The sequence below is a fragment of the Nonomuraea sp. NPDC049028 genome, assembly GCF_043197735.1.
Classification (GTDB): Bacteria; Actinomycetota; Actinomycetes; order Streptosporangiales; family Streptosporangiaceae; genus Nonomuraea.
In genome coordinates this window covers 202,680-226,539 of the sequence record NZ_JBICTR010000005.1, presented here as the reverse complement: position 1 = coordinate 226,539, position 23,860 = coordinate 202,680, and the positions used below count along the sequence as shown (strand labels likewise).

Below are 23,860 nucleotides of genomic sequence, written 5' to 3'. Positions count from 1 at the left end.
CCTCGGAGCACATGCATGCCCAGCTTCCTTCTCCCCGCGAACACTCCGCGCTCGTTCTACCGGGGTGCCGGGCGCATCGGCCGGTTCCGCGGGATTCCGTCCGCCGATGATCCCTACTACCCGGAGGATTGGGTCGCCTCGACCACCAGCCGGCACGGAGCGGCGCCCGCGGGACTGACCACGCTGCCCGACGGCCGGACACTAGCCGAGGCCATCGCCGGCGATCCCGTGTGGTGGCTGGGCGAACAACACGTCGCGGAACACGGCGCCGACCCCGCGATCCTGGTGAAACTGCTGGACGCGGGGGAACGGCTACCGCTGCACGTACACCCCGATCGGCGATTCGCCGCCGACCACCTGGCCTCGCCGTACGGGAAGACCGAGGCATGGGTGATCGTCTCGGCCGAGCCGGAGGCGGCAGTGCATCTCGGCTTCGCCAGGGACGTCGAGCCGGACGAACTCGCCCGTTGGGTCGCGGACCAGCGAATCGATCAAATGCTCGACGCCACGAACCGCGTGCCGGTGCGGGCCGGCGACGCCATCGTGTGCCCCGCGGGTCTGCCGCACGCCATCGGAGCCGGGACCCTCATGGTGGAGGTACAGGAGCCGACCGACTTCTCCGTGCTGCTCGAATGGGAGGGCTTCGCCGTCGACGGCCCCGCCGTCGGGCACCTGGGGCTCGGGTACGACCAGGCGCTCGGCTGCGTCGACAGGAGCGGCTGGGGCGCGGACCGGCTGAACGAGCTACGCCGCGCCCGCCAACCGGCGGATGACGTCCGGCCCGGGGTCCGCCGCCTCTTCGCCGAGTTCGCCGACGAGTTCTTCGCCGCCGAGAGGCTGCGTCCCGATCCCGTCAGCGTGCTGGAGCCGGCGTACTCGATCATCGCGGTCACCGATGGCGCCGGGATCGTCACGAGCGAACATGCCCCGCCGGTCCCGGTCAAGGCCGGAGACACGCTGCTCCTCCCGTACGCGGCCGGGTGGTGCACTCTGCGCGGGGACGCCGCGGCGGTGCGCTGCAAACCAGCCCTGAAGTCCGCTGAAGGCTTGTAGGTATATTCCGGCCATGGCCGAAGGGGAATCGAACCGTTCCTGCTCATCGGTGGCACCGCGGACGACTTCTGGGACAGCACTCTGGCGCGAGAGCTGACCCCGTACGTGCTCGAGGTCAGCGGCGCCGACCACGGCATGATGCTGCCCGGCCCGCTGCACAAGTCCGCCGAGGTCCTTGGTCAGGTGACGACGGCAGTCGAAACCTTCCTCGACGACGTCATCTGGCCTTGACGGACGTCCCAGAGCCAGAAACCGCCATTTCAGTGCGAGTCGGTGTACGCAATGATTCTCAAATGCCCCCTAGATCGGTTTTACCACTTCTATTACTCCTCGGCCTCCTCTCCGCCTGTGGAACGCCCGAGCCGGTCCAAGGACGCTGGTGGACATGGGCGTCCTCCGAAAAGGAGAGCACTAACCCTGTGTCGGACCCGACCGGGAAGTTCTGCGACCGGAATCAGCCAAAGGACATCTGGTTCCTCGCCGGGACCTTCGGCGGCACCGCGCAGCGGGCCTGCCGGGTCCCTGCGGGGCGGCCCATGCTGGCCCCGCTGGTGAATCTGGCTTCCACCAGGGCCGGATGCAAGAAGTTCATGGCCGCCGCCAAAGGCAAGGCCACCCTTGACGGCAAGCCGGTCACCCCGGAACGGATGGAAGACGCCGTCGTTCACGTGACCAGCGTGGCGGACAATCCTGCGACCGGCATGGGGGGTACGACCACGTTCTACGCTTGTGGCATCTGGGCGCGCTTCCAGCCACTACCGCCCGGCCATCACACACTGAGCATTCGTGGGTCCTCCGGCGCTTTCCACACGGCCGTCGATTACACACTCACTGTCGAGACCGCGCAGCAAGCATGAACACATCCTGCTCGTTCGTTCAGGACAGGTCAGACATGTCGAGCACGAACCGGTAGCGGACGTCGTTGCGCTGGAGACGGCTGAGGGCTTCGTTCACGCGCGCAGAGGGAAGCAGCTCGATGTCGGCGGTGATACCGCGCTCGGCGCAGAACGCCAGCATGGCGGCGGTCGCGGGCCGCCCGCCGCTGCCCGCGGAGCTGAGCCTCTTCCGTCCGACGAGCAGATCGGTGGTCTGCACGGTGACCGGTCCGAGGTGTCCGAGGTGGCTGAGTGTCCCGTCCAAGGCAACCAGCCGCAGGTACGGGCCGAGGTCGTGGGGGGCGGAAATGGTGTCGATGACGACGTCGAACCGGTCCCGGTTCGCGGCCATCTGTCCCGTATCCGTGGAGTCGATGAGGTCGTGGGCGCCCAGGCGACGGGCGTCGTCGATTTTGTCCGCCGACCGGCTGATGACCGTGGTGTCGGCGCCGAGCGCCACGGCGAGTTTGACCGCGAGATGGCCCAGGCCGCCAAGCCCCGCCACGGCGACGCGGGTACCCGGTCCCACGCCGAGTGTGCGCAGCGGCTCCCAGACGGTGACGCCAGCGCAGAGCAGAGGGGCCGCGGCGGCGGGGTCGAGGCCGGCGGGGAGGGGGTAGGCGAAATGGTCGCGGACGACGTATTCGCGGGAGTAGCCGCCCAGTGTGGTCGACCCGTCGCGGCGGTCGGTGCCGCCGTAGGTCAGGGTCGGGAACTCGTGGCAGAAGTTCTCCTGGCCGGCCCGGCACATGGCGCACACACCACACGAGTCGACGATGTTCCCGACCGCGACCGGGTCGCCGACGCCGAACCGGGTGACCTCGGGCCCAATCTCGGTCACCACTCCCGTGAACTCGTGGCCCGGCACAAGGGGCACGCTCGTGTCACCAGGATGAGCGCTGACGGCATGCAGATCGGAGTGGCAGACACCGCAGTAGTCCACGCGTACCGCGATGTCGTCGGGCCGCAGGTCGCGCCGTTCAAGTGAGACCCGCCGCAGTGTCGCGGAACCCTCCGTCTGCCATCCCACCGTGCTCCTCATGTACGCCGACTCCTTCGCAAACAGACTGTTCGGTCTATCGCAGACTAACCGGCTACCGACCGCAAAACAAACCGACTGTTCTGTTTGATAGAGTGGACGGTATGGCCGATCAGCCCATGACCTCCCGTGGCGCGGCGACCCGCAGTCGCATGCTTGACGTGGCGACTCAGGAGTTCGCCGAATATGGGATCGCCGGGGCACGCATCGAGCGGATCGTGGCCGCCGCCCGCACCAACAAGGCGCAGCTCTACGCCTACTTCGGCAGCAAGGAAGGGCTGTTCGACGCCATCTTCGCCGATTCGCTGGAGCGGATCGTGAACGTCGTCCCGATCGACGCCACCGACCTCGCGGACTGGGCCGTACGCCTCTACGACGAATATCTCCGCCGCCCCGACCTCATCCGGCTGGCCACCTGGGCCCGTCTGGAACGACGTCCCGCCGGCCACCTCGTCGAGGAGGCCGACCGTCTCGACGACCACAAGCTACGCGCCATCGCCGAGGCGCAGGCCGCGGGCATCGTGAGACCGGGCGACCCCTTCGACGTGATGGCCCTGGTCATCGCGATGTCCATGGCGTGGTCGCCCGTCAGCAACGTCTACGCCGCGACGGCCGAGGAGCCGCCGGAGCTGCATGAGCAGCGCCGTACCCTGCTCCGCGAGACCGTAAGGCGCGCCGTGACGACCGTGCCCTTGAATGGCAGCGGCCCCCCGGACTACCCAAGCCGGGGGGCCTGATGTGTGCCGCCACATGTGGCGCCAGCGGCGTTTAAGAGAACGGATCAGTCCTGACGACGTGCGCTCTGCCATTGAGCCACCGGGGCACGAAGAGCCCCGAGCCGGATTCGAACCGGCATCTCAACAATCACAGTCCATCCTCGGTTGATCTGGCGCTCGACGGCGATGCTGAGGCTAGAGCGAGAATCTGAGTTTGATCGGCTGCCTCTACCATTTGGGCTACCGAGGCGCGTACCCCGGGGAGGACTCGAACCTCCACTTGAGCCGTTCGTCAGCTTCAGCTTGAGCTTCAGCTTTGCGCTTGCGCGCACCCCGCGCTCAACGGGGAGTCTTTGGGTCAGGCGAACAGATACCCGAACACGGCGTCGCCGACCTCCTGCTCATCGACGGCGGTCGCGTTGGCCTCTTCGCGGGCGTACTTGACGGCATCCTGCAGCTTCTGCACGCGGGACAGCAGCTCGTTCACGCGCTTGGCCGGCAGGGCCCCGGAGAAGGCGGTCTTCGTCCAGTAGCCGACCACGATGTCCTCGGTGAACACCTGCACCTGGGCGGGGTGCTTGTCCGTCGCCTCGGCGAGCACGTGGTTGCGCGGAACCTTCTTGGTGCGGGTCGTCTTGACCGGTTCGGTACGCCATGTCTCGGCGTTGTCGTCGAACGACCACGTCTCGGCCGGGTCGAGCGTCGGCAACTTCGACACGAACGTGTGCAGGTCGACGAGCTGCTTCTCCAGGAACAGCAGGTACGTGACCGGGGCGCCGGAAATGAGAGTCTCGCCGTCGACCACGACGTCCGCCTTGGCGGTGGCGTTGGTCCAGTCCTTGGTCGCGGTCACGTCGAACAGCCGCGTCAGCGCCTTCGCGACGTCGGCGATGATCGCCTCGGTCTTCACCTGGACGCGCGTCGACTCAGGCGGCAACTGCTCGCCCTCGTCGTCGATCGGCTGATAGGTGCGCGACAGGCCCGACAGGAGCGGCGCCTTCTGAATGGCGTGATAGGCGTCGGACACCGCGCGCTGCGTACTGGCCTTCACGCCCTTCTCTACGGCGAGGATCTGGTTCAGCTTCGCCACGGAGGGTTTCCGTTCGTTGGGGGTCGGCGGGATAGGGCAGAGCGTACAGCGATGGCGCTATGCGTACGCAACTCATATAGCTCGCTGCCCGAATAGCAAGGCCACCCCGGCTTCCTGCCGCAAATCAGGCCCTTCAGCAGTCTTGGCAGCACCGCCCTACGACAACGCCTCATCCCGTACAGCTGAGGTGGCGAGCGCTACCCGAGCCCCCAGGTGGAGCCCACCGCTGGCGTCCACCACCTGCCCGGTCACCCAGCGGGCATCGTCGGAGGCGAGAAGGGCCACCACGTCGGCCACGTCCTCGGCCCGGCCGACCCGCCCCAGCGCAGCCTGCCCCGCGAGGAACGCCGCCGCCTCAGGGGGGAACAGCGACGTGTTCGCCTCGGTCATGGTCGCACCCGGCGCGACGACGTTCACGGTGATGCCGCGCTCGCCCAGCGCCAGGGCGAGGGTACGGCTCATGGTCTCTATCGCGCCCTTGGTCATGGCGAAGGAGGTCTGCGCGGGATTGGCGATCCGGGTGACGGCCGAGGAGACGCTGATGATGCGTCCGCCATCGGCCAGCAGCGGGAGCGCGCGCTGGATGATGAAGTACGGCGCCTTGACGTTCACCGCGAAGAGCCGATCGAACTGCTCGGCCGTGTCGGTCTCGATCGGACCGGCCGGGGCGGCCGCGGCGTTGTTGACCAGGATGTCCAGGCGCCGTCCGGCCAGCCCGGCCGCCAACTCGGCGAACAACGCGTCGACGGCCCCCGCGTCCTCCAGGTCCGCGCCGGTCGGGAACGCACGCCCGCCGGCCCGTTCGATCCGCTCGACCGTCTCCTGCGCCGCTGCCGCGTCCTTTCCGTAGTGAACGGCGACGAGGGCCCCGTCGGCGGCGAGACGTTCGGCGACCGCCCGCCCGATCCCGCGTGAGGCCCCGGTCACCAGTGCCGTCTTCTCTGCCAGCCGTCCCATTGCGTACCCCGCAAACTTGTTAGTAACTATCAGCATGGTAGGTTCTATCAGGTGACAGGAGAGACGGCAAGCCTGCGTGAGCGCCGCCGGGCAGAGACCCGGCGCACGCTCCAGGCGCACGCAGTACGCCTGTTCATGGCACGGGGCTATGACGCGACCACGATCAACGACGTCGCGCAGGCGGCCGGGGTATCCGCGATGACCCTGTACCGGCACTTCGCCACCAAAGAAGACCTGGTGCTCTACGACGAGTTCGACCGGGAGACCGCAGCCGCACTGACGGCACAAGAACAGGAGGAGCCACTACGCCAGCGGATCGGCCGGGCCCTGGTGCAGACCGCCGCCATGGCCGTCAACTCCGACCGGGACCTCCTGCTCGCCCGCCTCAACCTGATGATCTCCACACCCGCCCTGCAGGCCCGTCATCTGGACAGCCAGTACGCCACCGAGATCGCCGTCGTCGACGCACTCTGCGCCGGCACCACCGACCCCGACCTGGAATTCCGTATCCGCAGCACGACTGCCGCATGTCTGGCGGTCATCCATGTCGCGCTTATCCGCTGGGCGGAAGGAGACGGCCGGCAAGACCTCCCCACCCTGATGCGCCAGGCCCTGACCTCGGCCTTCGACACGGCATTCTGAAGGCGCAGATCCGTCCGTCACCAGATGAATGCGAGGATTATCCTCGGGGCCTTTTGCAGGAGCCTGTAGTGAGATGTCGGGATGGACGAAGTGGATCGCGACGCGGTAGTCGCACTGCGGACCTGTTTCGAAGCTCTCGGGGCCGACAACCCTGAACGCCGGGCGGTCTCGGAGATCACCGAAAACATCCCTCAACTCGCTCGCTTCCTGGCGTTGAGAAGCGTCTGGCCAGAACTGATCGGCGTCTGGGTCGCTCCTGGTTCGTTGGAGACGATTCCGGCGGCGAACCGCCTACTCTCCAATGGCGCATACCGCGACGACCTTGCACAGCTCGTACGCAGCACGACCTATGACGCGATCTTTGGCCTGCTGTACCGCCTCACCACCCACGGCCGGGACGACGAAGCACCGGACGACTCCCCCGGCTGGCGGCTGATGGAGACCACAGCAACGGGCGAACTAACCGGCCGCGCTGTTCAATCGCTCCACGAAAGCCTGCTCAGCATGGACCCGTCGGGTCGCGATGGTCAGGACCTCTTCGATTGACGCGCTCCCCGGCCTGTGCCACCGCACCCGATGGCCCCGGCTCCTACACGAGCGCTTCGTTGAATGCCGCCTGGAGAGGACGAACGAGAGCCGGGCCGACCCTGTTCTGCTCAGGGTTCTGTGCAGGGGCGTACGAATATGGACAGTCGCCCTCCGCCGGACGCCGACTTCGACGCGGGCCCGCCCTTGCATTATTCGCAAGTAATTCAGCATTGGTGCGCCCGAAAATGATGGCGGCACGCGGTCCGGATGAGGATGAGAAATCCGCGCAAGCCGTACCTTGAGCTTCTTATGAGCGTTGCGCATCTGTTGCCGCCGGACGCGAGCGTGACGAGCCGCGACCGGCGGAGAGCTTCAGTGCGGAGCCGGATACGACCGACCACATGACGCCCTTGTTCTGCTGCGGGGCCGCAGACAGCTATCAGCCACGGGACTGCCAGGTACACAGGCACGCCCGGTTGCCTTCCGGGTCGGCGAGCACCCAGAAGCTCGGCGCCTCCGCGTCGCTGACCAGTGTGCCGCCAGCGGCGAGCGCCGCGTCTATGCGTGGCTGGACCTGCGCGGGATCCACCCATATGTCGAGATGCCAGCGCTGGCGGGGTTCCTCGCTGCCGGACGTCTGGAACCACACGGCCGGCAGAACGTCGGCCGGGTCGCGGAGTTCGTCGCCGATGTCGGGGCCGGACAGATGCTCCATCGCCAGCACCGCGGCCCAGAACGGCGGAATCGACTCTCCGGCCGGGGTGTCGAGGGCGAGTTCGAGCCGGGAGACGTTCGAGGCCTCCAGCCGCGCCCCGGCGTCGGCGGCGATGGAGGAGATGACGCGAGCCAGCCGGACATCGCGGTTGGTGACCGCGCCCTCGTCGTGGCTGGTCAATCGGACGTCTACGTGGGTGTAGCGCAGGTCGAGGTCGGGATGATGGCTCATCTGCTCGGCTGCCGCGCCGATGGCGTTGACGACTGAGAGCCCGGCCGCGAAGTTCTTGGTGAGGATGCGGGTCTGCAGGCCGCCGAGCAGGTATGCCCACCCGTCCAGCCCTTCGTCTGCGATCTGCTGTCCGGTCAGCTTGCTCATAAGACATCCTTGCATGTCAGGTTTTGACGACGAATCGGCCATTCGGCCCGTTCTTCAAGGCGTTCGCCGGCATCTTGACAACTCCATTGAGAATCGTCACAGCCTCGACCGGAGACATCGTGCCCCGCGCAAGTGCCACGTGAGCGCCTACTCGCGGACGGGAGCCGGTCACGACGCCGCACAGGTGTTGCCACGGCACTCGCTGACGGTGCTGGGCTGAGCCTGGTGAACCTGACGCTGGCGTCGTGGGAGGCGACCCCTGACCTACGCGAACTCGCCGCATCTCCTGACCTGCCGCACTCCGACGACACAGTCCGTAACCGGCGGATGGCAGCCAACACGAATGCTCTTCGCGTTTCAGGGAGGTCCACTCACGGAAGGCAGAGAGAGCAGCTCAACGACAGCCTAGATTGTCGGGCTCGATAGCTGTATTTCGCTGCCGTACGCCCATGTAAAAGGCCCCTCGCGATCACCGCGAGGGGCCCTCTAGCTGGGAGCCGCCTTCGGGATTCGAACCCGAGACCCCTTCATTACGAGTGAAGTGCTCTGGCCGACTGAGCTAAGGCGGCGTGCCGTACAGCGTGAACGATTCTACAGGAGCCCAAGGGGTTCTTGCTCCCCCGATCAGCCGATGCCCGGACAGACTGTTCCGTCCTCTGGTGGTGTGCCCGTCAGCAGGTAGTGGTCCACCGCGTCGTCCACGCATGTCGAGCCGTTGAAGTACGCCGTGTGACCGTCACCGTCATAGCCGAGGAACACTCCCGAGTTCAGTTCGCTCGCCAGGGCCTGCGCCCACGCGTACGGGGTGGCCGGGTCGCGTTCGGTGCCGATGACCAGGATCGGGGCGGCGCCTTTGGCGGTGAGCGGGCGGTTTGTGAGTGTCGGCTTGGCGGGCCAGAAGGCGCAGGGGAGCGAGCTCCACATGAGGTAGGAGCCGAACCTGGGTGCCTGGCGTTCCGCTTCCGTCGCCGCGGCCGCATAGGCGGAGACGTCCTTGGGGTAGGAGCCGTCTACGCAGTTGATGGCCATGTTGGCCTCGGTCTGGTTGGAGTAGGCGCCGTTGGCGTGTCTGTCGATCAGTTGGTCGGCGTTGCGGAGGAGCAATCTGCCGTCGCCGTTCAGGGCCTGGCGGAACGTTTCGGTTAGTTCAGGCCAGGAGCCACGGTCGTAGAGCGGCGTCAGGGCGCCGAGGGTGGCGAGTGACTCGCCGGCCTGCCGCCCGTCGGCCGGCAATGGACGGGCGTCTGTACGGTGCAGTAGCTCGGTCAACTCGGCCAGAGCGCCGTCGACGGTACGGCTGCGGAACGGACAGTCGCCCTCGGCCAAGCAGGACTCCAGGTAGGCGCGGAGGGCGCGTTCGAACCCCATGGCCTGGTCGGCGTTGAGCTTCAGCCGGGAGATGGCCGGGTCGAGAGCGCCGTCGAGCACGAGGGCTCGGACCTTGCCGGGGAACATATCCGCATAAACAGCGCCCAGGAAGGTGCCGTAGGACTTGCCGAGATAGGTCAGTTTCTGGTCGCCAAGTGCCTGGCGCAGCCCGTCCATGTCCCGCGCGGCGTCAACGGTGCCCACATGCGGTAGCAAACGGCCTGACCCGGCCTGGCAGCCCTTCGCGAACTCGCGTGAGCCCTGCTCGAGCGCGGCCCGTTCCTGCGGCGTGTCGGGGGTGGTGTCCAGGTCGATGAACGCGTCGAGCCGCGAGTCACTCAGACACTCGACGGGCGACGACTCACCCACACCGCGTGGATCGAACCCTACGATGTCGAACCGTTCGCGCACCTCCTCGCTCACGATCGATCGGGCGGCTCGCGCATACGTGACCCCGGAACTTCCTGGACCGCCTGGGTTGACCACGAGAGACCCGATTCGGTCGCCGGTGGCCGGCAGCCGGACCACACTGATCTTGATGTGCTCGCCGTTCGGCTGACCGTAGTCGAGCGGCACCGACAGCTTCGCGCAGTCGAACCCGTCACCACAATCGGACCAGCTCAGCCCATCCGCCGGTGCCTCTGTCCCGGCACAGGCGGAGGCGAACAACACAGTCGCGGCGACGACGGTCAGTGCCCGAACCCACACGCTCCGAATCTTACGCGTGCCCCGTCTCCCTCCCGCCTGCGGATGGCATCAACCCGCGCCGCATACGGGCCAGGCGCCGCACTGCATACGGGCCAGGCGCCGCACTGCATACGGGCCAGGCGCCGCACTGCATACGGGCCAGGCGCCGCACTGCATACGGGCCAGGCGTGCCTCGCCGACCCTGTGCCCGAAAACGTGCCCGCCCAAGGAGCACAGCCGAGGAGCACAAAGGCGCGGCGGGCAGGCGCGAAGTTCACGAACACCGCCCGTGAACTTCCCCGCCTCATGCCCGCTGGCTATCCGCCGCTACCTCTCGCTCCCCGCCACTATCCGCCAGGAGACGGCGTGCCGCCCTCCTCGCCGTACATCTTGTCGTGCTGCTGCCGTGGCGAGCACACCGAGGCGGAAGGGCACGCACAGCGCCGTCCACCATCGTCCAGACGCACCGTCACCGTGTCCGCCGGAACGTTATGCCCCAGGACACTCCCCTCTCCCTGCGGCGTGCTCACCCGGCTGCCCGTACGCGGCATCCGGTTGCGGGTCTCGACATAGAGCGGATGCTCGTACTTGAGACAGCACATCAGCCGCCCGCATGCCCCGGCGATGCGCAAGGGATTGACCGGGAGGTCCTGATCCTTGGCCATGCGTACGGAGACCGGCTCGAAGTCCTTGAGGAACGTGGCGCAGCACAGGTCGCGACCGCATGGGCCGATGCCGCCTTGTAACCGCGCCTCGTCACGCGGGCCGATCTGCCGCAGCTCCACCCGGGCCCGCAGGTTGCGGGCCAGGTCTCGGACCAGCGCGCGGAAGTCGACCCGATGCGGGGCGGAGAAGTAGACCGTGTAGACGTTGTCCTGGTCGAGGTAGTCGACGCCCACCACCTTCATCGGCAACTCGTGCCGTTTGATCAACCGCTTGGACACGCTGCGGGCCTCGGCCCTGCGGCGCTTGTTTGTCTCGTCGCGGGAGAGGTGTTCCTCTCCCGCTATGCCCGCGCACACCGGCATTCCGTCGATGTCTTCACTCGAATATTGCGGCGCCCACACGCACTCCGCCACCTCAGGACCCGAGTCGGTCGGGACCAGTACCTTGTCGCCCACCTTGGGAGTGTGGCCACCGGGATCGAGGTAGTAGAGCCGCCCGTAGCGGGTGAAGCTCACGGCCATGATCATTCCCATGGGCTCGTGCTCGCCTCCTGACGGCCTCGGGGGTTCTTACGGCCTTCGGTTGCCACATTACGTGTGTCGGCGCGCGCAGCGTGAGAGTCTCTACCCCGGCTAGGAGCCGCAGACCTTGCTCGCCGGCAACAAGAGGCCATAGCGCTGATAGAGGGTGAGCCGCTCAGTCACGCACTTGCTGTTGATGACCGAGGCGACGCCGGGTAGGTGTTGCAGCTGAGCGATCACCTCGCCCGAGTCGGCATCCGGGCGCAGCTGAAGGCGGAACGACTTCGGCATGTCCGATGGCTTGGTGGCCTTAAGGAGGGCCTTGTTACTCACATAGGCGCGCTTGAAATTCTCGTAGGCCTCCTGCTGGCTCTCCAAGTGTGACGACTGGACGCCGGGTGTCTTCGCGATCTCCCGGGCGAGGTCACCCTGCTGTGCAGGCGTGATGGCCTTGCCGTATTTGGTGAACTTGGGGGCATCTTTCGTCCAGCCGGGCGCGGCAACGGCTCCACACGACGCTTGGCCCGACCCCTCCGTGCAGAGAAAGACTGAGATATCTGCCTTGTTGTTCTCCCGCTCTGACGCGAGCAGGTTGTCCGTCTCCGGCTCAGAGGTGCCGGACACGCCTCCTATGGACTTCAACTTGGCCTGCAGCGCCTTCACATCGGCTCCCGGCCTCAGCTGGACGTGGAACGAGGGCGGCATGTCGGCCGCGTCGACCGCGTCGAGCAGCGTCTTGTTGCCGGCGAAGTCTCGGCGGAAGCTCTCATAGGCTCTCGCCGAATCCTCGTAGATCAGCTCCAACACCCCCGGTGCCGCTTGCAGAGCCTGCTGGATCCTCCCGGTGTGCTGCGCGGTGACGCTGCCCCCAGGGCAGTCCGGGCTTTTCACCGATTTGGAGCACAGGAAGACGAACAGCTCCGTCTCGCCTTTCTGATCGGCAGGCGGGTTGGCCACCGCCGCCCGCTGTTCGTCACCGGGAGAGACGAGCACGGCGGCGGTCACGGCCCCCGCGAGCACCACCGCCCCCACCGCCGCCAGCAACCGGAAGTCGACCCGCACCCGAGGCCGCCCCGACGGCTGCAGGGGGCTCAACGTGCTGGGGTCAACGGTCGCCCCCGCCTCGGCCAGCGCCTCGCGCAGGCGGTCTTCCATCGGACTGTTCATGAATCCTCCCCAAGTGCGCGGCCGAGGGCGGCGAGCCCACGCGCGATCGTGGACCTGGCGGTGCTCCCGCTGATCCTCATGGTCTCGGCGATCTCCTGATCGGACAGGTCGAGGTAGTAGCGCAGCGTCAGCGCCTCGCGCTGCCGGCCCGGCAGCCCTCGCAGGGCGCGCAGCACCTCGCGACGCTCCTCGCTCACCATGGCCGCGCTCTCGGCTGACCAGACAGGCGGTTCGTACGGCACGGCGCGGCGGAAGACCGTCGCCCTTCTCCGCATCACCGACCGGCAGCCGTTGAACACCGCCGATCGCACATAGGCCAGCGCCTTGTCCGGATCTCGCAACCTCCCCCGACCCGCGTGGGTCCGGGCGAACGCCTCCTGGACGACGTCTTCGGCGGTCGCCTGATCACCGACCATGACCAGCGCCAGCCGGACGAGACCCACATGATGCTCGGCGAAGACCGCCGCGACATCGACGCGTTTCTGTATCAGAGCCCCTCCAGGGGACAGCTGCTCGACTTTCACATAACAGAGACGCCCAGCAACCCCATCTGCTGCTCTGGCCACACGACGAACTTCCGCCGCTCTACAGCGCGCTTTTCCGGCCGACAGGGCCGGGCGCGATCGCCGCCGTGGGACCTCCTTCGTCGGCCCCGCCGACCCGGTGAACCCCATCCCCTACGGGACTAGCCACCGTCCAGGGACACACTCCTGCGGTTCTAGGGGGCTGAATGCCGTGACGTGCGTCTGCCTGCTTCGTCGTCCGCTTGCCCGAGCTGACCGGTCGCCATACGCCGGACCAAGCCGACAGCCCGCTACGCGGCGGACCGGAGGGAGAGCATCATCGCCTCGACCGCGATCTGCGGGTTGACGTTGGCGTCGAGGCGTTCGCGACACCGCATGATCGCATCGATCCGCCGCAACGTCTCCTCCGGAGTCGACAGCTTGGCCAGCTGGTCGAGCTCGAAGCGGATGTCGTCGTTGGCCAGCTCCACCCCGGCGGCGAACTGCATGGCCAGGACGTCCCGATAGAACGACACCAGCTCCAGCAGCGCCGCGTCGAGCGAGTCGCGTTTGATGCGCGTGGCCCGCGACTTCTGCCGGTCCTCCAGCTCCTTCAACGCTCCCGCGCCGCCCCGCACCAACCCACGATTGAGGCCCTTGCCCGTGGAGCCCTCGCCGTAGATCTTGCGCAGTTCGGTGGTCTCGGTCTCGTTGAGCGCGGCCGTCGCCGCCGCGGCCTCTTCTTCGGCCGTTTTGACCAGGCGTTCGGCGGCCGAGACGCAATCGCCGACCCCGGACAGCGAGCGAGGGATGGCCAGGACGGCCTCCCGGCGCCGACGTACGTTCTCGTCCAGGGCCAGCGCCCTGGCCCGGCTGATGTGCCCCTGAGAGGCGCGGGCGGCGAAGCGGGCGGTCTCCCAGGGCACGCTGTCGCGGGTGGCCAGCACGTGGGCGACCGCCTCCGTGGCGGGGGTGGCCAGGGTGATCACCCGGCAGCGCGATCGGATGGTGATCATCATGTCGTCGGCGGCGGGCGCGCACAGCAGCCAGACCGTACGTGGAGGCGGCTCCTCGATGGCCTTGAGCAGGGCGTTCGCAGCCGACTCCGTGGCCCGGTCGGCGTCCTCGAACAGGATGACCCGCCAGCGGCCCTGCGTGGGCGCGCCCGCCGCCCTCAGGATGAGCTCGCGCGTCTGCTTGACGCTGTAGGACAGGCCCTGGGGGCGTACCGTCTCGAGGTCGGGGTGTGAGCCGATCAGCACCTGGTGGCACTGGTCGCAGTGACCGCAGCCGCCGTCCAGGCAGAGCAGCGCCGCCGCGAACGCCCGCGCGGTCTCCTCCCGGCCCGACCCGGGCGGGCCGGTGAACAGCCAGGCATGCGTCATGCCCGCGCCGCGACCACCCCGCACGGCGTCGCCTGCCGCCACGGCCGCGCGGGACAGCACGGCCACCGCCTGGTCCTGACCGACGAGGTCATCGAAGACGCTCACCCGACAAGGCTAGTCGCGGATGGCGGGCATCGTGCCCGTGATGTCCTCGGACTCCTGGGGCACCGGATCGGGCAGGAGCTCGTGCACCCGGTCCTGGATCAGCCGGGTGATCTGCTCGGGCGGCAGCATCCCGTCGACCACCAGGTAGCGGTCGGGATCGGCGGCGGCCAGCGCCCGGAACTCCTTGCGCACCCGCTCGTGGAACTCCAGCGGCTCGGCCTCGATCCGGTCCGCCGCGCCGCCCAGTCTGGTCAGCCCCACCTGGGGCGGCGTGTCGATCAACACCGTGAGATGCGGGACCAGTCCACCCGTGGCCCAGGCGTTGACCTTGGAGACGTCCTCGGGGTCGAGCGCCCGTCCCGCTCCCTGGTAGGCCAGCGACGAGTCCACGTAGCGGTCGGAGATCACCAGCGAGCCCCGGTAGAGGGCCGGTCTGATGACCTTCTCGACGTGTTCGGCCCGGTCGGCGGCGTACAGCAGCGCCTCGGCGCGCGCCGAGAGCCCGCGTTCGGCCGCGTCGAGGAGGATCGCGCGCAGCCGCATGCCGACCTTGGTCGAGCCGGGCTCACGGGTCTGTACGACGTCGAAGCCCTGATCGCGCAGCCAGATGGCGAGCAGTCGCGACTGGGTCGTCTTACCCGACCCCTCACCACCCTCGAACGCCACGAACAGCCCCGGCACCTGCTCCGCCGTCTCCGACTTCGGCCGCTCGCCGCGCACCGCCGCGATCAGGTCCTCGGAGAGCGAGACGCCCTTCCTGTCGTCCATGTGGCGCAGCGCCAGCAGGCCGACGACCGTCGCGAGCACGCCACCGACCACCAGCACCAGATTGGTACCGTCGAACCGGTAGACCACGTCGCCCAGACTCAGCGGGTGCGCGCCGACGAGCGCGGCCAGCGGGTTGGCCACCGCCACCACGAACAGCAGCGTGACCCGCGCGGTCGACTGCAGGAACGAGAACGTCCGCCCCCGCATCGAGTCCTCGACCTCGAGGCCGATGAGCGTGTAGCCGATGATCCACGCGATGCCCGCGCACGCCCCGAGCAGCACGGTCAGCATGACCACGATCACCAGGTTGTGGATGATCGCGATCGCGACCAGCACCACGCCCGCCACGGTGATCGCCAGACCGAACAACCGGCGCCGCGACAGCTCGCGCAGCAGCCGCAGGCCGAAGAACATGCCCAGCGCCATGCCGACGAAGACCGCGGCGAACACCACGCCGTAGGCCGCGTCGCCACCGCCGAGCGCGCCCACGTAGATCTTCGCGACGCCCACGACCGCGCCGCCCGCCGCGAACGCCCCCAGCATGCCGATGATCAGACCGCGCACCAGCCGGTTGGCGCCCACGAACCGCCAGCCCTCGACGATCTGCTTGAGCACCGACGGGGTGGAGATGGCGCCGTCACGCTTGGGGATGCCGCGCAGCGTGAAGATCAGGAACGCGGACACCAGGTACGCGCAGGCGTTGACGATCAGTGCCGGCCCGGTGGGGTCCATGCCGGACAGGAACGGCACGGCGCTCTTCAGTACGTCGCCCACCAAGGACAGCGCCGTGAACAGGATCGCGGCGACCGGCGCGCTGCCGTAGGTGACCAGCAGGTTGAGCTGGTTGGCCGATTCGAGCTGCTCCTTCGGCACCAGGTTGGGGACCGTGGCGTCCTTGGCCGGAACCCAGAACAGGTTGACGCACTCGACCAGGATCGTCGCGACGATGATCCATTGATAGCTGCCGACCAGCGGAATCGACAGCACCACGGCGAACCGGGCCAGGTCGGAGGTGAACATCGTCACCCGCCGGTCGAAGCGGTCGGCGAACGCTCCCGCGAGGGGTCCGAGCAGGACGGCGGGCAGCATCTTCGCGATGAAGACACCACCGACGGCCAGCGACTGCGTGCGATAGTCGCCCTGGGTCAGATTTCCTGCCAGGGCGGTCAGTGCCAGGATGTTCAGCCAGTCGCCGAGGCTGCACACCGACATCGCCGTCCAAAGCCGGCGGAAAGATGCGTTAGCCAGCACATGTGTCGGTTGGCGTCGGCCACGGGCGGTCATAATGTCAGCGTATCCAGGTGCTCGCCGGAAATGGGAAGACAGGAGACGAGCCGGATATACCCGGCTGCTCGTCGCTGAGAGTATTACGTATACGGGCCGTCGCGCATGATACACAGCTCGAATAGGCCCCCGAAAACACCAGACAGATCCCTCTTGTCTCGCTAGTCCCTTTTGTACGGCCGGGCGAGCTCCACCAACGGCTGCCAGCCGGCCCGTACGGGCTCAGGCAGCACCAGCTCGTCCCAGAGCTCCAGCAGCAGCAGCCCGTCGAGATGCTCGAGCAGCTCCCGCTGACTCCCTTCCCGCAACAGCATGACGTAGGCGTCCCGGCGATCCCCGCGATCGGCCAGGTCATAGACCCTGTCGCCAAGGCGGACGGTAGCCAGGGCCCGCAACGCCGGCAGGCGCGGCAACCGATTGGGCACGTGGAACGGCCGGCCATCGGCCCCCTGGCAGGTGGTGAACTCGACCTTGGCCTCCAGCACCAGCCGGAACCCGGCGGCGTCGAGGATGCGCCCGGCCGTTTCGAGCGTGGGCGACTTCCGGCCGTGCTCGTAGGCCGACAGCGTCGTCCGCGACGTGCCGCTCATGCCGGCCAGCGCCTTCTGGTTCATGTTGGCCGCGTGTCTGGCCTGTTTGAGCAGCAGGCCGCCGCGCTCCGCCCAGAACGTGACGTCGGGCGTCGGCCCCTCGGGCATCGCGCCCTGCTCAGGCAGCAGGTCGCCGAACGCCCCCTCCACCGGGGAAGAGATCATCCCACCTCCAATGTATCCGCTTGGATACTATCCCCTTGGCGGCTTGAGTGACCAGCGGATCGCGGAAAGTCAGCAGCCCACTTCAAACACCGCGGAACTCGGGAGCACGGTGGAAGCAGCGCGGGTCTCGGGCGCCGCGCCCGCAAAGTCGCCCGCAAACTCGGGCCCCACAAAGTCAGGCGCGCAGCTCAAGCAGCGTGATCTCGGGCGGCGCGCCCACCCGGACCGGCGGCCCCCAGAACCCGGCGCCGCGCGTGACGTACACCTGCACCCCGTCAACCGTCGCCAGCCCCGACACGACCGGCTGCTGCAGCGGCACCACGAGGTTGAACGGCGCCAGCTGCCCGCCATGCGTGTGCCCCGACAGCTGCAGGTCCACGCCATAACGCGCGGCCTGCGAGACCTGAACCGGCTGGTGGGCCAGCAGGACCGTGGAGCGGCTCGTATCGCGACCGCCGAGCGCCTTGTCGAAGTCGGGCCCATCGTTCGCGGTGGCGCCGTTGAGGTCGTTCACCCCCGCCAGGTCGAGCACGCCGCCCTGGTGCCGGATCTCCACCCGTTCGTTCCGCAGCGAGCGAACGCCGAGCCGGTCCAGCTCCTCGATCCACTCACCAGGGCCGTTTCTGGTGTAGTACTCGTGATTACCTGTCACGAAATAGGCGCCATAGCGGGATTCGAGGCTCTGCAGCGGCCTGGCCAGCGGGCCCAGCTCGGCGACCGAGCCGTCGACCAGGTCGCCGACGATCGCCACCACGTCGGCCCGCAGACCGTTGATCATCCGCACGATGCGCTCGGTGTGCGCCTTGCCCGTGAGCGGTCCCAGGTGGATGTCGCTGACCACGGCGAACCGCAGGCCGCTCAGCCTGGAGTCGAGCCCCGCCAGCGTGACCTTGACCGGTTCGATCACCGGATCACCCAGCGCGGCGCTGATGCCGTACCCGACCGTGCCGAGCGCGCCCACACCCGCGACGGCGGCGGTGGTCCGTCCGAGGAAGAGCCGCCTGCTCATCGCGTCGCCGCCCGGCGACGACTCCACCCCCGAAACCTGCCCAAAACCCGAAATATCCGAAATGTCCGAGGCGGGCACCGTAACCGGCCGCACCACCTCAACCGGCGACACGGCCACCCGCCCCCGGACCAGCGCTAACCACGCCACCAACCGAGGAATCTCCAGCAGGACCAGAGCGATCACCAGATAGAACATGATCGCGATCCAGAGATAGCCCGGCCACGCCAGCCACTGGAACATCTCCAGCCGCATCCCCGCGAACGTCACGACGACCAGCGCAAGGAGCCCCACCAACCCCCAGGTCAGGCCGGTGCGCACCCGCCCACGCCGAGTGGTCGAGCGCACCATCCGATGCCACAGATAGAGATGCGCCACGAACACCAGGCCCACGAAGACCAAGACCACCACGCGGCAATGCTACTTACGACTTGGCCGCCGGCTTCTTCGCGGGTGCCTTCTTGGCCGGCGCCTTCCGGGTCGTCGTCTTCTTCGGCGCCGGGGCCCGCTCACGCCGCTCGGCCAGCAGCTCCGCCGCCCGCTCGATCGTGATCTCCTCGACCGTGTCGCCCTTGCGCAGCGACGCGTTCGTCTCGCCATCGGTCACGTAGGGACCGAATCGCCCCTCCTTGACCACGACGGGCTTCTTGGAGTTGGGGTCCTCACCCAGCTCCCGTAGCGGTGGCGCGGCCGCCGCCCGGCCCCTGCCCCGCGGCTTGGGCTGGGAGAACAGCTCCTTGGCCTGCTCGATCGTGACCGTGAACAGGTCTTCCTCCGCGGCCAGCGACCGCGTTTCGGTGGCCTTCTTCAGGTAGGGGCCGAACTTTCCGTTGTACGCGACGACCTCCTCGCCCTCCAGCTCGCCGACGACCCGGGGGATCGACAGCAGCTTGAGCGCGTCCTCGAGCGTCACGGTGTCGAGCGACATCGACTTGAACAGCGAGCTCGTCCGCGGCTTCGCCGCGTCGGCCTTCTTGGTGCGCCGCTTCGGGGTCTCCTCCTCCTGCGTGGGCAGGATCTCGGTGACGTACGGGCCGAATCGCCCGTCCTTGGCGACGATCATGTGCCCGGTCACCGGGTCGGTCCCCATCTCACGGTCGCCGGTGGGCCGCGAGAAGAGCTCCTCCGCCTTCTCGGCGGTCAGTTCGTCGGGCGTCATGTCCTCGGGCACGTTCACCCGAGCGCCGCCCCTGTCAAGGTATGGGCCATATCGCCCGACCCTGATGACTATGTCGGTGCCCTTGATCGGGAAGGAGCTGATCTCCTTGGCGTCGATGTCGCCGAGGTCGGTGACCATCTCCTTCAGGCCCTCGTCGCCGTCCTCGCCGTAGTAGAAGCGCTGCAGCTCCGGCACCCGCTCCGCCCGGTCGTTGGCGATGTCGTCGAGCACCTTCTCCATCTCGGCGGTGAAGTCGTAGTCGACCAGGTTGCCGAAATGCTGCTCCAGCAGGTTGACCACGGCGAACGCCAGGAAGGACGGCACCAGCGCGGTGCCCTTCTTGAACACGTAGCCACGGTCGAGGATCGTGCCGATGATCGAGGCGTAGGTCGAAGGACGCCCGATCTCCCGATCCTCCATCTCCTTGACCAGCGAAGCCTCGGTGTAGCGGGCGGGCGGCTTGGTCGAGTGACCGGCCACGTCGAGCCGCGAGACGCTCAGCGCGTCGCCCTCGGTCAGGTTCGGCAGCCGCTTCTCGGAGTCGTCGCGGTCGGTCGTGGGATCGTCGGCACCCTCGACGTACGCCTTGAGGAAGCCGTAGAACGTGATCGTCCGGCCCGAGGCGCTGAACTCGACGTCCTCGCCGGTGGCCGACGCGCCGCGCACCTTGACCGTGACGGACTCGCCGACCGCGTCCTTCATCTGGGACGAGACGGTCCGCTGCCAGATCAGCTCGTACAGGCGGAACTGGTCACCGTTCAGCCCGGTCTCACCGGGAGTGCGGAACTCCTCCCCGGAAGGCCGGATCGCCTCGTGCGCCTCCTGCGCGCTCTTGACCTTGCTGGTGTAAACACGCGGCTTGTCGGGAACGTACGCAGAGCCGTACAGCTTGATCGCCTGGGAGCGCGCGGCCGCCACCGCCGTCTCCGACAGCGTGATGCTGTCGGTACGCATGTAGGTGATGAAGCCGTTTTCGTAGAGCCGCTGCGCCACCTGCATCGTGTACTTGGCGGAGAAGCCCAGTTTGCGGCTCGCCTCCTGCTGCAAAGTGGTCGTCCGGAAGGGAGCGTACGGCTTACGGGTGTACGGCTTGCGCTCGACGGACTTGACCGCGAACGACGAACCCTGGAGCCGGCCGGCCAGCTCACCGGCGGCGGCCTCCGACAGGTGGAGCACGTCGTTCGTCTTCAGCAGGCCGGTGGGGGCGAAGTCGCGCCCCTGGGCGACCCGCTTGCCGTCGACCGAGGTCAGCGTCGCGGTGAAGTCACGCGGACGCTCCTCGGCCTTGCCCGTGTCGAACAGCGCCTGCAGGTCCCAGTAATGGGCGGACGTGAACGCCATGCGCTCCCGCTCGCGCTCCACCACCAGCCTGGTCGCCACCGACTGCACCCGGCCCGCCGACAGCCGCGGCTTGACCTTCTTCCACAGGACCGGGCTGACCTCGTAGCCATAGAGCCGGTCGAGGATGCGCCTGGTCTCCTGGGCGTCGACGAGGCGCAGGTTCAGGTCGCGCGGATTGGCCACCGCGTCCCGGATGGCCTGTGGGGTGATCTCGTGGAAGACCATGCGGTGCACCGGCACCTTGGGCTTGAGCACCTCGCGCAGGTGCCATGCGATGGCCTCGCCCTCGCGGTCCTCGTCAGTGGCCAGGTAGAGTTCGTCGGCATCCTTCAGCAGCTGCTTCAGCTTGCTGACCTGCGACCTCTTGTCGGGGTTGACGACGTACAGCGGCTCGAACTCATGCTCGACATTGACCCCGAGGCGCGCCCATGGCTCCCCCTTGTACTTCTCGGGGATGTCATCGGCTCGCTCCGGCAGATCGCGGATGTGGCCAATGCTGGACTCGACCATGTAGCCGGCACCGAGGTAGTCCCTGATCGTCTTCGCCTTGGCGGGCGACTCGACGATCACCAGACGGCGGGTTCCACCGGTGCTGCCGTTGTTGGCTGGCACGCTGCTTCCTACCTCACTGTTCGCTTGCAATTCCCCCTGCCGGGAGCCGGCACTGATCTGAAAGGTAACCCGACTCGCGGAATTTTCCTTCCCCCGGGACTACCCACTAGCTTCCGGACGCACCCACAAGCACGCAGAATAAGCCCCATCGAGCGGCATCGCGCCCTGACTCACCCTGGAGACTAATCGTTGTGCTCGACTACTCCTACATGGATATCTTCATTCCGCGCGATCTGTCCCGCGAAGCAGCACGTCAGCTGCTCACCGAACACGCGGAGTACGGTAAGTGGGAGCTCTCGCGCGTGCGCCTGCATCCTGACGGAAGCCGTCATGTACGGTTGCGCCGCAAGGTCATGCGCGTCCGTAGCACCCTGTGATCAGACATGGCTTTGCCCGCCCCGGGCCGCGCCCCCGGAACGGGCAAAGCGTCTTTCGCTACGCGCTCACCGGCTGTGAGCGGTAGACGTTCTTGTCCTTACTTCCGGCCGAGCCGGAAGCGGCGGGTGGCCGCGAACAGCGTGGCCGAGGCGGCGAACATCGCGCCCAGGACCAGCGCGAACAGCGAGCCGGTGGTCATCCCGGTGACGCCTGCGGGCTGAGCCGCGCTCATCAGCCCCAGGTCGCCGGTGGGCAGGCTGCTGGTCGCGAGCTTCACCGCACCACCGACAGGGGTGCCGGCGATCAGCGCGGTGGCCGGGGCCAGCGGCGACTGCGTGTCCTCGGCGCGGGCGGCGTGGGTGACCGGAGCCTTGCCGTTCTTGATGTGCTTGGCCGGGGTGACGTGCCTGACGGAGGTGGCGGGCCGGCCGGGCAGACCGGGCAGCTCGGGCAGGCCGAACAGCTCGTGCAGGTCACCGACCAGGGGCATGTCGCCGACGACCGGCAGCTCGGGCGAGCCGCCGCCACGCATCGGAGTGATGTTCCCCACGCCCCGCAGGCTGCCCAGGACCGGGACCGGGGGAAGCGCGGGAAGCACGCCAGCGGGCTTGGAGTCGGCGGCCTGGTGGGAGCTGTAGTGTCCGTAGGGGTGGTAGCCCTCGTGTCCCGGCTTGCCGACACTCGAGCCACCGAGGCACCCGGCCGCGGCGTCGCCGAGCACCGCCACGGCGTTGCCGCAGACGTTGACCGGCGCGGTGATCGGCGCGATCACCTGGTTGCCGCCGAGCACGGAGCCCTTGCCGGACGTGGTGTTGCCACCCGCGCCCGAACCACCGTTCTTGACCACCGATGCGCCGCCCTTGCAGCGGGCCCCGGACAGCCCGAGCACGGCCACGGCGTTGCCGCAGACGTTGACCGGCGCGGTGATCGGCGCGACCACCTGGTTGCCGCCGAGCACAGAGCCCTTACCCGAGGTGTGGTTGCCCCCGGCGCCGCCCCTGCCACCGTTCTTGACCGAGGCGCCGCCCTTGCAGCCGGCGAACGCCTTGCCGATCACGGCCACCGCGTTGCCGCAGATGTTGACCGGCGCGGTGATCGGCGCGATCACCTGGTTGCCGCCGAGCACGGAGCCCTTGCCGGACGTGGTGTTGCCGCCGGGGCCGCCCTTGCCGGTGTTCTTGACCGAGGCGCCGCCCTTGCAGCCGGCGTGCGCGTTGCCGACGGCGTTGCCGCAGGCCACGATGGGCAGGTTGATCGGTGCGATGACCTGGTTGCCGCTGCCGACCCCGAAGCGCCCGTCGGTGTCGTTGCCCGTCGAGCCGTGACCGCCCCGGTAGTGGGTGTGCCCGCCGTTCTTGACCGTGGCGCCGCCCTTGCAGCCCGCGAACGCCTTGCCGATCACGGCCACAGCGTTGCCGCAGATGTTGATCGGGGCGCTGACCGGCGCGATGATCTGGTTGCCGCCGAGCACGGAGCCCTGGCCAGAGGTGTGGTTGCCCCCGGCCCCGCCCTTGCCGGCGTTCTTGACCGAGGCGCCGCCCTTGCAGCCCGCCTCAGACTTGCCGATCAGGGACAGGGCGTTGCCGCAGGCGTTGATCGGCGCGTTGATCGGCGCGTTGACCTGGTTGCCGCCGAGGATGCTTCCCTTGCCGGAGGTCTTGTTGGAGCTGCCGGCCTTGCCGGTGTTCTTGACCGAGGCGCCGCCCTTGCAGCCCGCCTCAGACTTGCCGAGCACGGCCAGGGCGTTGCCACAGGCGTTGATCGGCGCGTTGATCGGCGCGTTGACCTGGTTGCCGCCGAGGACGCTCCCGTCGCCGGAGGTCCTGTCGGAGGTGCCGCCCTTGCCGGTGTTGACGACGGTGGCGCCGCCCTGGGAACTCGCCTCGGACTTGCCCAGCACGGCGGCGGAGTTACCGCTGATGTCGATCGGCAGCGAGACAGGCAGGTTGACCTGGTTGCCACCGCCGACGGAAGAGTCGCCGGAGGTGTCGGCCAGCGCGGTGCCGCTGCCGAAGGACATGACGGCTACAGCTAGAAGAGCCGCGGGGGCCGAAGCCTTCGCCCACGTACGCATGATGAATGCTCCTACTTGGTTCATAGGGGGATACCTGACGGTTCGCGGGCAGCCGAGGGCATGCGAGGTCGCAGTGCGCCGCGCACAG

21 protein-coding genes and 2 tRNA genes are annotated in these 23,860 nt (G+C 68.0%); 7 read left to right on the top strand and 16 right to left on the bottom strand.

The window, feature by feature from the left end; translation table 11 throughout:
* Window positions 1-15: 15 nt before the first annotated feature.
* From ACGFJ2_RS20635 to ACGFJ2_RS20625, 3 genes are all read left to right on the top strand, one after another.
* On the top strand, window positions 16-1,053 hold the full coding sequence (locus tag ACGFJ2_RS20635; RefSeq protein WP_393470467.1) for a class I mannose-6-phosphate isomerase: 1,038 nt from the start codon (window positions 16-18) through the stop codon (window positions 1,051-1,053).
* 105 nt (window positions 1,054-1,158) lie between these two features.
* On the top strand, window positions 1,159-1,284 hold the full coding sequence (locus ACGFJ2_RS20630; RefSeq protein WP_357938707.1) for a hypothetical protein: 126 nt from the start codon (window positions 1,159-1,161) through the stop codon (window positions 1,282-1,284).
* A 188-nt stretch (window positions 1,285-1,472) separates the two neighbouring features.
* The gene (locus ACGFJ2_RS20625) at window positions 1,473-1,910 is read left to right on the top strand and encodes a signal protein (protein WP_393470464.1); all 438 of its coding nucleotides are present in this window, start codon (window positions 1,473-1,475) and stop codon (window positions 1,908-1,910) included.
* A gap of 19 nt (window positions 1,911-1,929) precedes the next feature.
* Here ACGFJ2_RS20625 and ACGFJ2_RS20620 read toward each other — a convergent pair whose 3' ends face one another.
* The gene (locus tag ACGFJ2_RS20620) at window positions 1,930-2,970 is read right to left on the bottom strand and encodes an NAD(P)-dependent alcohol dehydrogenase (RefSeq protein WP_393470461.1); all 1,041 of its coding nucleotides are present in this window, start codon (window positions 2,968-2,970) and stop codon (window positions 1,930-1,932) included.
* Window positions 2,971-3,071: 101 nt separating this feature from the next.
* Here ACGFJ2_RS20620 and ACGFJ2_RS20615 point away from each other — a divergent pair, with 101 nt between their 5' ends.
* Window positions 3,072-3,704, top strand: a complete 633-nt coding sequence (locus tag ACGFJ2_RS20615; RefSeq protein WP_357938701.1) for a TetR family transcriptional regulator — start codon at window positions 3,072-3,074, stop codon at window positions 3,702-3,704.
* A 92-nt stretch (window positions 3,705-3,796) separates the two neighbouring features.
* Here ACGFJ2_RS20615 and ACGFJ2_RS20610 read toward each other — a convergent pair.
* The 3 genes from ACGFJ2_RS20610 to ACGFJ2_RS20600 form a co-directional block, all read right to left on the bottom strand.
* Window positions 3,797-3,933: transfer RNA gene (locus ACGFJ2_RS20610), tRNA-OTHER, on the bottom strand.
* 108 nt (window positions 3,934-4,041) lie between these two features.
* Window positions 4,042-4,773, bottom strand: coding sequence for a hypothetical protein (locus ACGFJ2_RS20605; RefSeq protein ID WP_357938699.1), 732 nt, complete (start codon window positions 4,771-4,773; stop codon window positions 4,042-4,044).
* Window positions 4,774-4,929: 156 nt separating this feature from the next.
* On the bottom strand, window positions 4,930-5,730 hold the full coding sequence (locus tag ACGFJ2_RS20600) for an SDR family oxidoreductase (RefSeq protein ID WP_393470458.1): 801 nt from the start codon (window positions 5,728-5,730) through the stop codon (window positions 4,930-4,932).
* A 51-nt stretch (window positions 5,731-5,781) separates the two neighbouring features.
* Here ACGFJ2_RS20600 and ACGFJ2_RS20595 point away from each other — a divergent pair, with 51 nt between their 5' ends.
* The gene (locus tag ACGFJ2_RS20595) at window positions 5,782-6,372 is read left to right on the top strand and encodes a TetR/AcrR family transcriptional regulator (protein ID WP_393470456.1); all 591 of its coding nucleotides are present in this window, start codon (window positions 5,782-5,784) and stop codon (window positions 6,370-6,372) included.
* Window positions 6,373-6,453: 81 nt separating this feature from the next.
* Window positions 6,454-6,918 carry a hypothetical protein gene (locus ACGFJ2_RS20590; RefSeq protein WP_393470453.1) on the top strand — a complete coding sequence of 155 codons (465 nt, stop codon included), beginning with the start codon at window positions 6,454-6,456 and terminating at the stop codon, window positions 6,916-6,918.
* Between the two features lie 421 nt (window positions 6,919-7,339).
* Here the strand turns inward: ACGFJ2_RS20590 and ACGFJ2_RS20585 are convergent, their stop codons facing one another.
* From ACGFJ2_RS20585 to topA, 11 genes are all read right to left on the bottom strand, one after another.
* Window positions 7,340-7,993, bottom strand: coding sequence for a 4a-hydroxytetrahydrobiopterin dehydratase (locus tag ACGFJ2_RS20585; protein ID WP_393470450.1), 654 nt, complete (start codon window positions 7,991-7,993; stop codon window positions 7,340-7,342).
* A 495-nt stretch (window positions 7,994-8,488) separates the two neighbouring features.
* Window positions 8,489-8,562 (bottom strand) — tRNA-Thr (locus ACGFJ2_RS20580).
* Between the two features lie 55 nt (window positions 8,563-8,617).
* Entirely contained in the window at window positions 8,618-10,069 is a 1,452-nt protein-coding gene (locus ACGFJ2_RS20575) for an alpha/beta hydrolase (RefSeq protein WP_393470447.1), read from the bottom strand.
* A gap of 326 nt (window positions 10,070-10,395) precedes the next feature.
* Entirely contained in the window at window positions 10,396-11,247 is an 852-nt protein-coding gene (locus tag ACGFJ2_RS20570; RefSeq protein WP_393470444.1) for a stage 0 sporulation family protein, read from the bottom strand.
* A gap of 99 nt (window positions 11,248-11,346) precedes the next feature.
* Window positions 11,347-12,402, bottom strand: a complete 1,056-nt coding sequence (locus ACGFJ2_RS20565) for a permease-like cell division protein FtsX (RefSeq protein WP_393470441.1) — start codon at window positions 12,400-12,402, stop codon at window positions 11,347-11,349.
* On the bottom strand, window positions 12,399-12,926 hold the full coding sequence (locus ACGFJ2_RS20560; RefSeq protein ID WP_393470438.1) for a SigE family RNA polymerase sigma factor: 528 nt from the start codon (window positions 12,924-12,926) through the stop codon (window positions 12,399-12,401). The genes ACGFJ2_RS20565 and ACGFJ2_RS20560 overlap by 4 nt, the downstream gene beginning before the upstream one ends.
* A 290-nt stretch (window positions 12,927-13,216) precedes the next feature.
* The gene (locus ACGFJ2_RS20555; RefSeq protein ID WP_357938683.1) at window positions 13,217-14,395 is read right to left on the bottom strand and encodes a DNA polymerase III subunit delta'; all 1,179 of its coding nucleotides are present in this window, start codon (window positions 14,393-14,395) and stop codon (window positions 13,217-13,219) included.
* 9 nt (window positions 14,396-14,404) lie between these two features.
* Entirely contained in the window at window positions 14,405-16,447 is a 2,043-nt protein-coding gene (gene tmk, locus ACGFJ2_RS20550) for a dTMP kinase (RefSeq protein ID WP_357938681.1), read from the bottom strand.
* Window positions 16,448-16,608: 161 nt separating this feature from the next.
* Window positions 16,609-17,202: a helix-turn-helix transcriptional regulator gene (locus tag ACGFJ2_RS20545; RefSeq protein WP_393470435.1), complete on the bottom strand. Its 594-nt coding sequence runs from the start codon at window positions 17,200-17,202 to the stop codon at window positions 16,609-16,611.
* 175 nt (window positions 17,203-17,377) lie between these two features.
* Window positions 17,378-18,619 carry a metallophosphoesterase gene (locus ACGFJ2_RS20540; RefSeq protein WP_393470432.1) on the bottom strand — a complete coding sequence of 414 codons (1,242 nt, stop codon included), beginning with the start codon at window positions 18,617-18,619 and terminating at the stop codon, window positions 17,378-17,380.
* A gap of 13 nt (window positions 18,620-18,632) precedes the next feature.
* A complete protein-coding gene (gene topA / locus ACGFJ2_RS20535; protein WP_393470429.1) occupies window positions 18,633-21,320 on the bottom strand; it encodes a type I DNA topoisomerase in 2,688 nt (895 codons plus the stop codon).
* A 209-nt stretch (window positions 21,321-21,529) separates the two neighbouring features.
* On the opposite strand from topA, the gene ACGFJ2_RS20530 reads away from it, so the two are divergent.
* On the top strand, window positions 21,530-21,697 hold the full coding sequence (locus tag ACGFJ2_RS20530; RefSeq protein ID WP_393471410.1) for a DUF5703 family protein: 168 nt from the start codon (window positions 21,530-21,532) through the stop codon (window positions 21,695-21,697).
* A gap of 98 nt (window positions 21,698-21,795) precedes the next feature.
* On the opposite strand, the gene ACGFJ2_RS20525 is transcribed toward ACGFJ2_RS20530, so the two are convergent.
* Window positions 21,796-23,718 carry a chaplin family protein gene (locus ACGFJ2_RS20525; protein WP_393470426.1) on the bottom strand — a complete coding sequence of 641 codons (1,923 nt, stop codon included), beginning with the start codon at window positions 23,716-23,718 and terminating at the stop codon, window positions 21,796-21,798.
* Window positions 23,719-23,860 lie beyond the last annotated feature (142 nt).

Excerpts from the sequence above, each read along its gene's own strand:
- ACGFJ2_RS20635 (WP_393470467.1), top strand. The coding sequence starts at position 16 with ATGCCCAGCTTCCTTCTCCCCGCGAACACTCCGCGCTCGTTCTACCGG.
- ACGFJ2_RS20545 (WP_393470435.1), bottom strand. The coding sequence starts at position 17,202 with ATGATCTCTTCCCCGGTGGAGGGGGCGTTCGGCGACCTGCTGCCTGAG.
- ACGFJ2_RS20530 (WP_393471410.1), top strand. The coding sequence starts at position 21,530 with ATGGATATCTTCATTCCGCGCGATCTGTCCCGCGAAGCAGCACGTCAG.
- ACGFJ2_RS20585 (WP_393470450.1), bottom strand. The coding sequence starts at position 7,993 with ATGAGCAAGCTGACCGGACAGCAGATCGCAGACGAAGGGCTGGACGGG.
- ACGFJ2_RS20600 (WP_393470458.1), bottom strand. The coding sequence starts at position 5,730 with ATGGGACGGCTGGCAGAGAAGACGGCACTGGTGACCGGGGCCTCACGC.
- tmk (WP_357938681.1), bottom strand. The coding sequence starts at position 16,447 with ATGACCGCCCGTGGCCGACGCCAACCGACACATGTGCTGGCTAACGCA.
- ACGFJ2_RS20565 (WP_393470441.1), bottom strand. The coding sequence starts at position 12,402 with ATGAACAGTCCGATGGAAGACCGCCTGCGCGAGGCGCTGGCCGAGGCG.
- ACGFJ2_RS20615 (WP_357938701.1), top strand. The coding sequence starts at position 3,072 with ATGGCCGATCAGCCCATGACCTCCCGTGGCGCGGCGACCCGCAGTCGC.
- ACGFJ2_RS20590 (WP_393470453.1), top strand. The coding sequence starts at position 6,454 with ATGGACGAAGTGGATCGCGACGCGGTAGTCGCACTGCGGACCTGTTTC.
- ACGFJ2_RS20570 (WP_393470444.1), bottom strand. The coding sequence starts at position 11,247 with ATGGGAATGATCATGGCCGTGAGCTTCACCCGCTACGGGCGGCTCTAC.
- ACGFJ2_RS20620 (WP_393470461.1), bottom strand. The coding sequence starts at position 2,970 with ATGAGGAGCACGGTGGGATGGCAGACGGAGGGTTCCGCGACACTGCGG.
- ACGFJ2_RS20525 (WP_393470426.1), bottom strand. The coding sequence starts at position 23,718 with ATGTCCTTCGGCAGCGGCACCGCGCTGGCCGACACCTCCGGCGACTCT.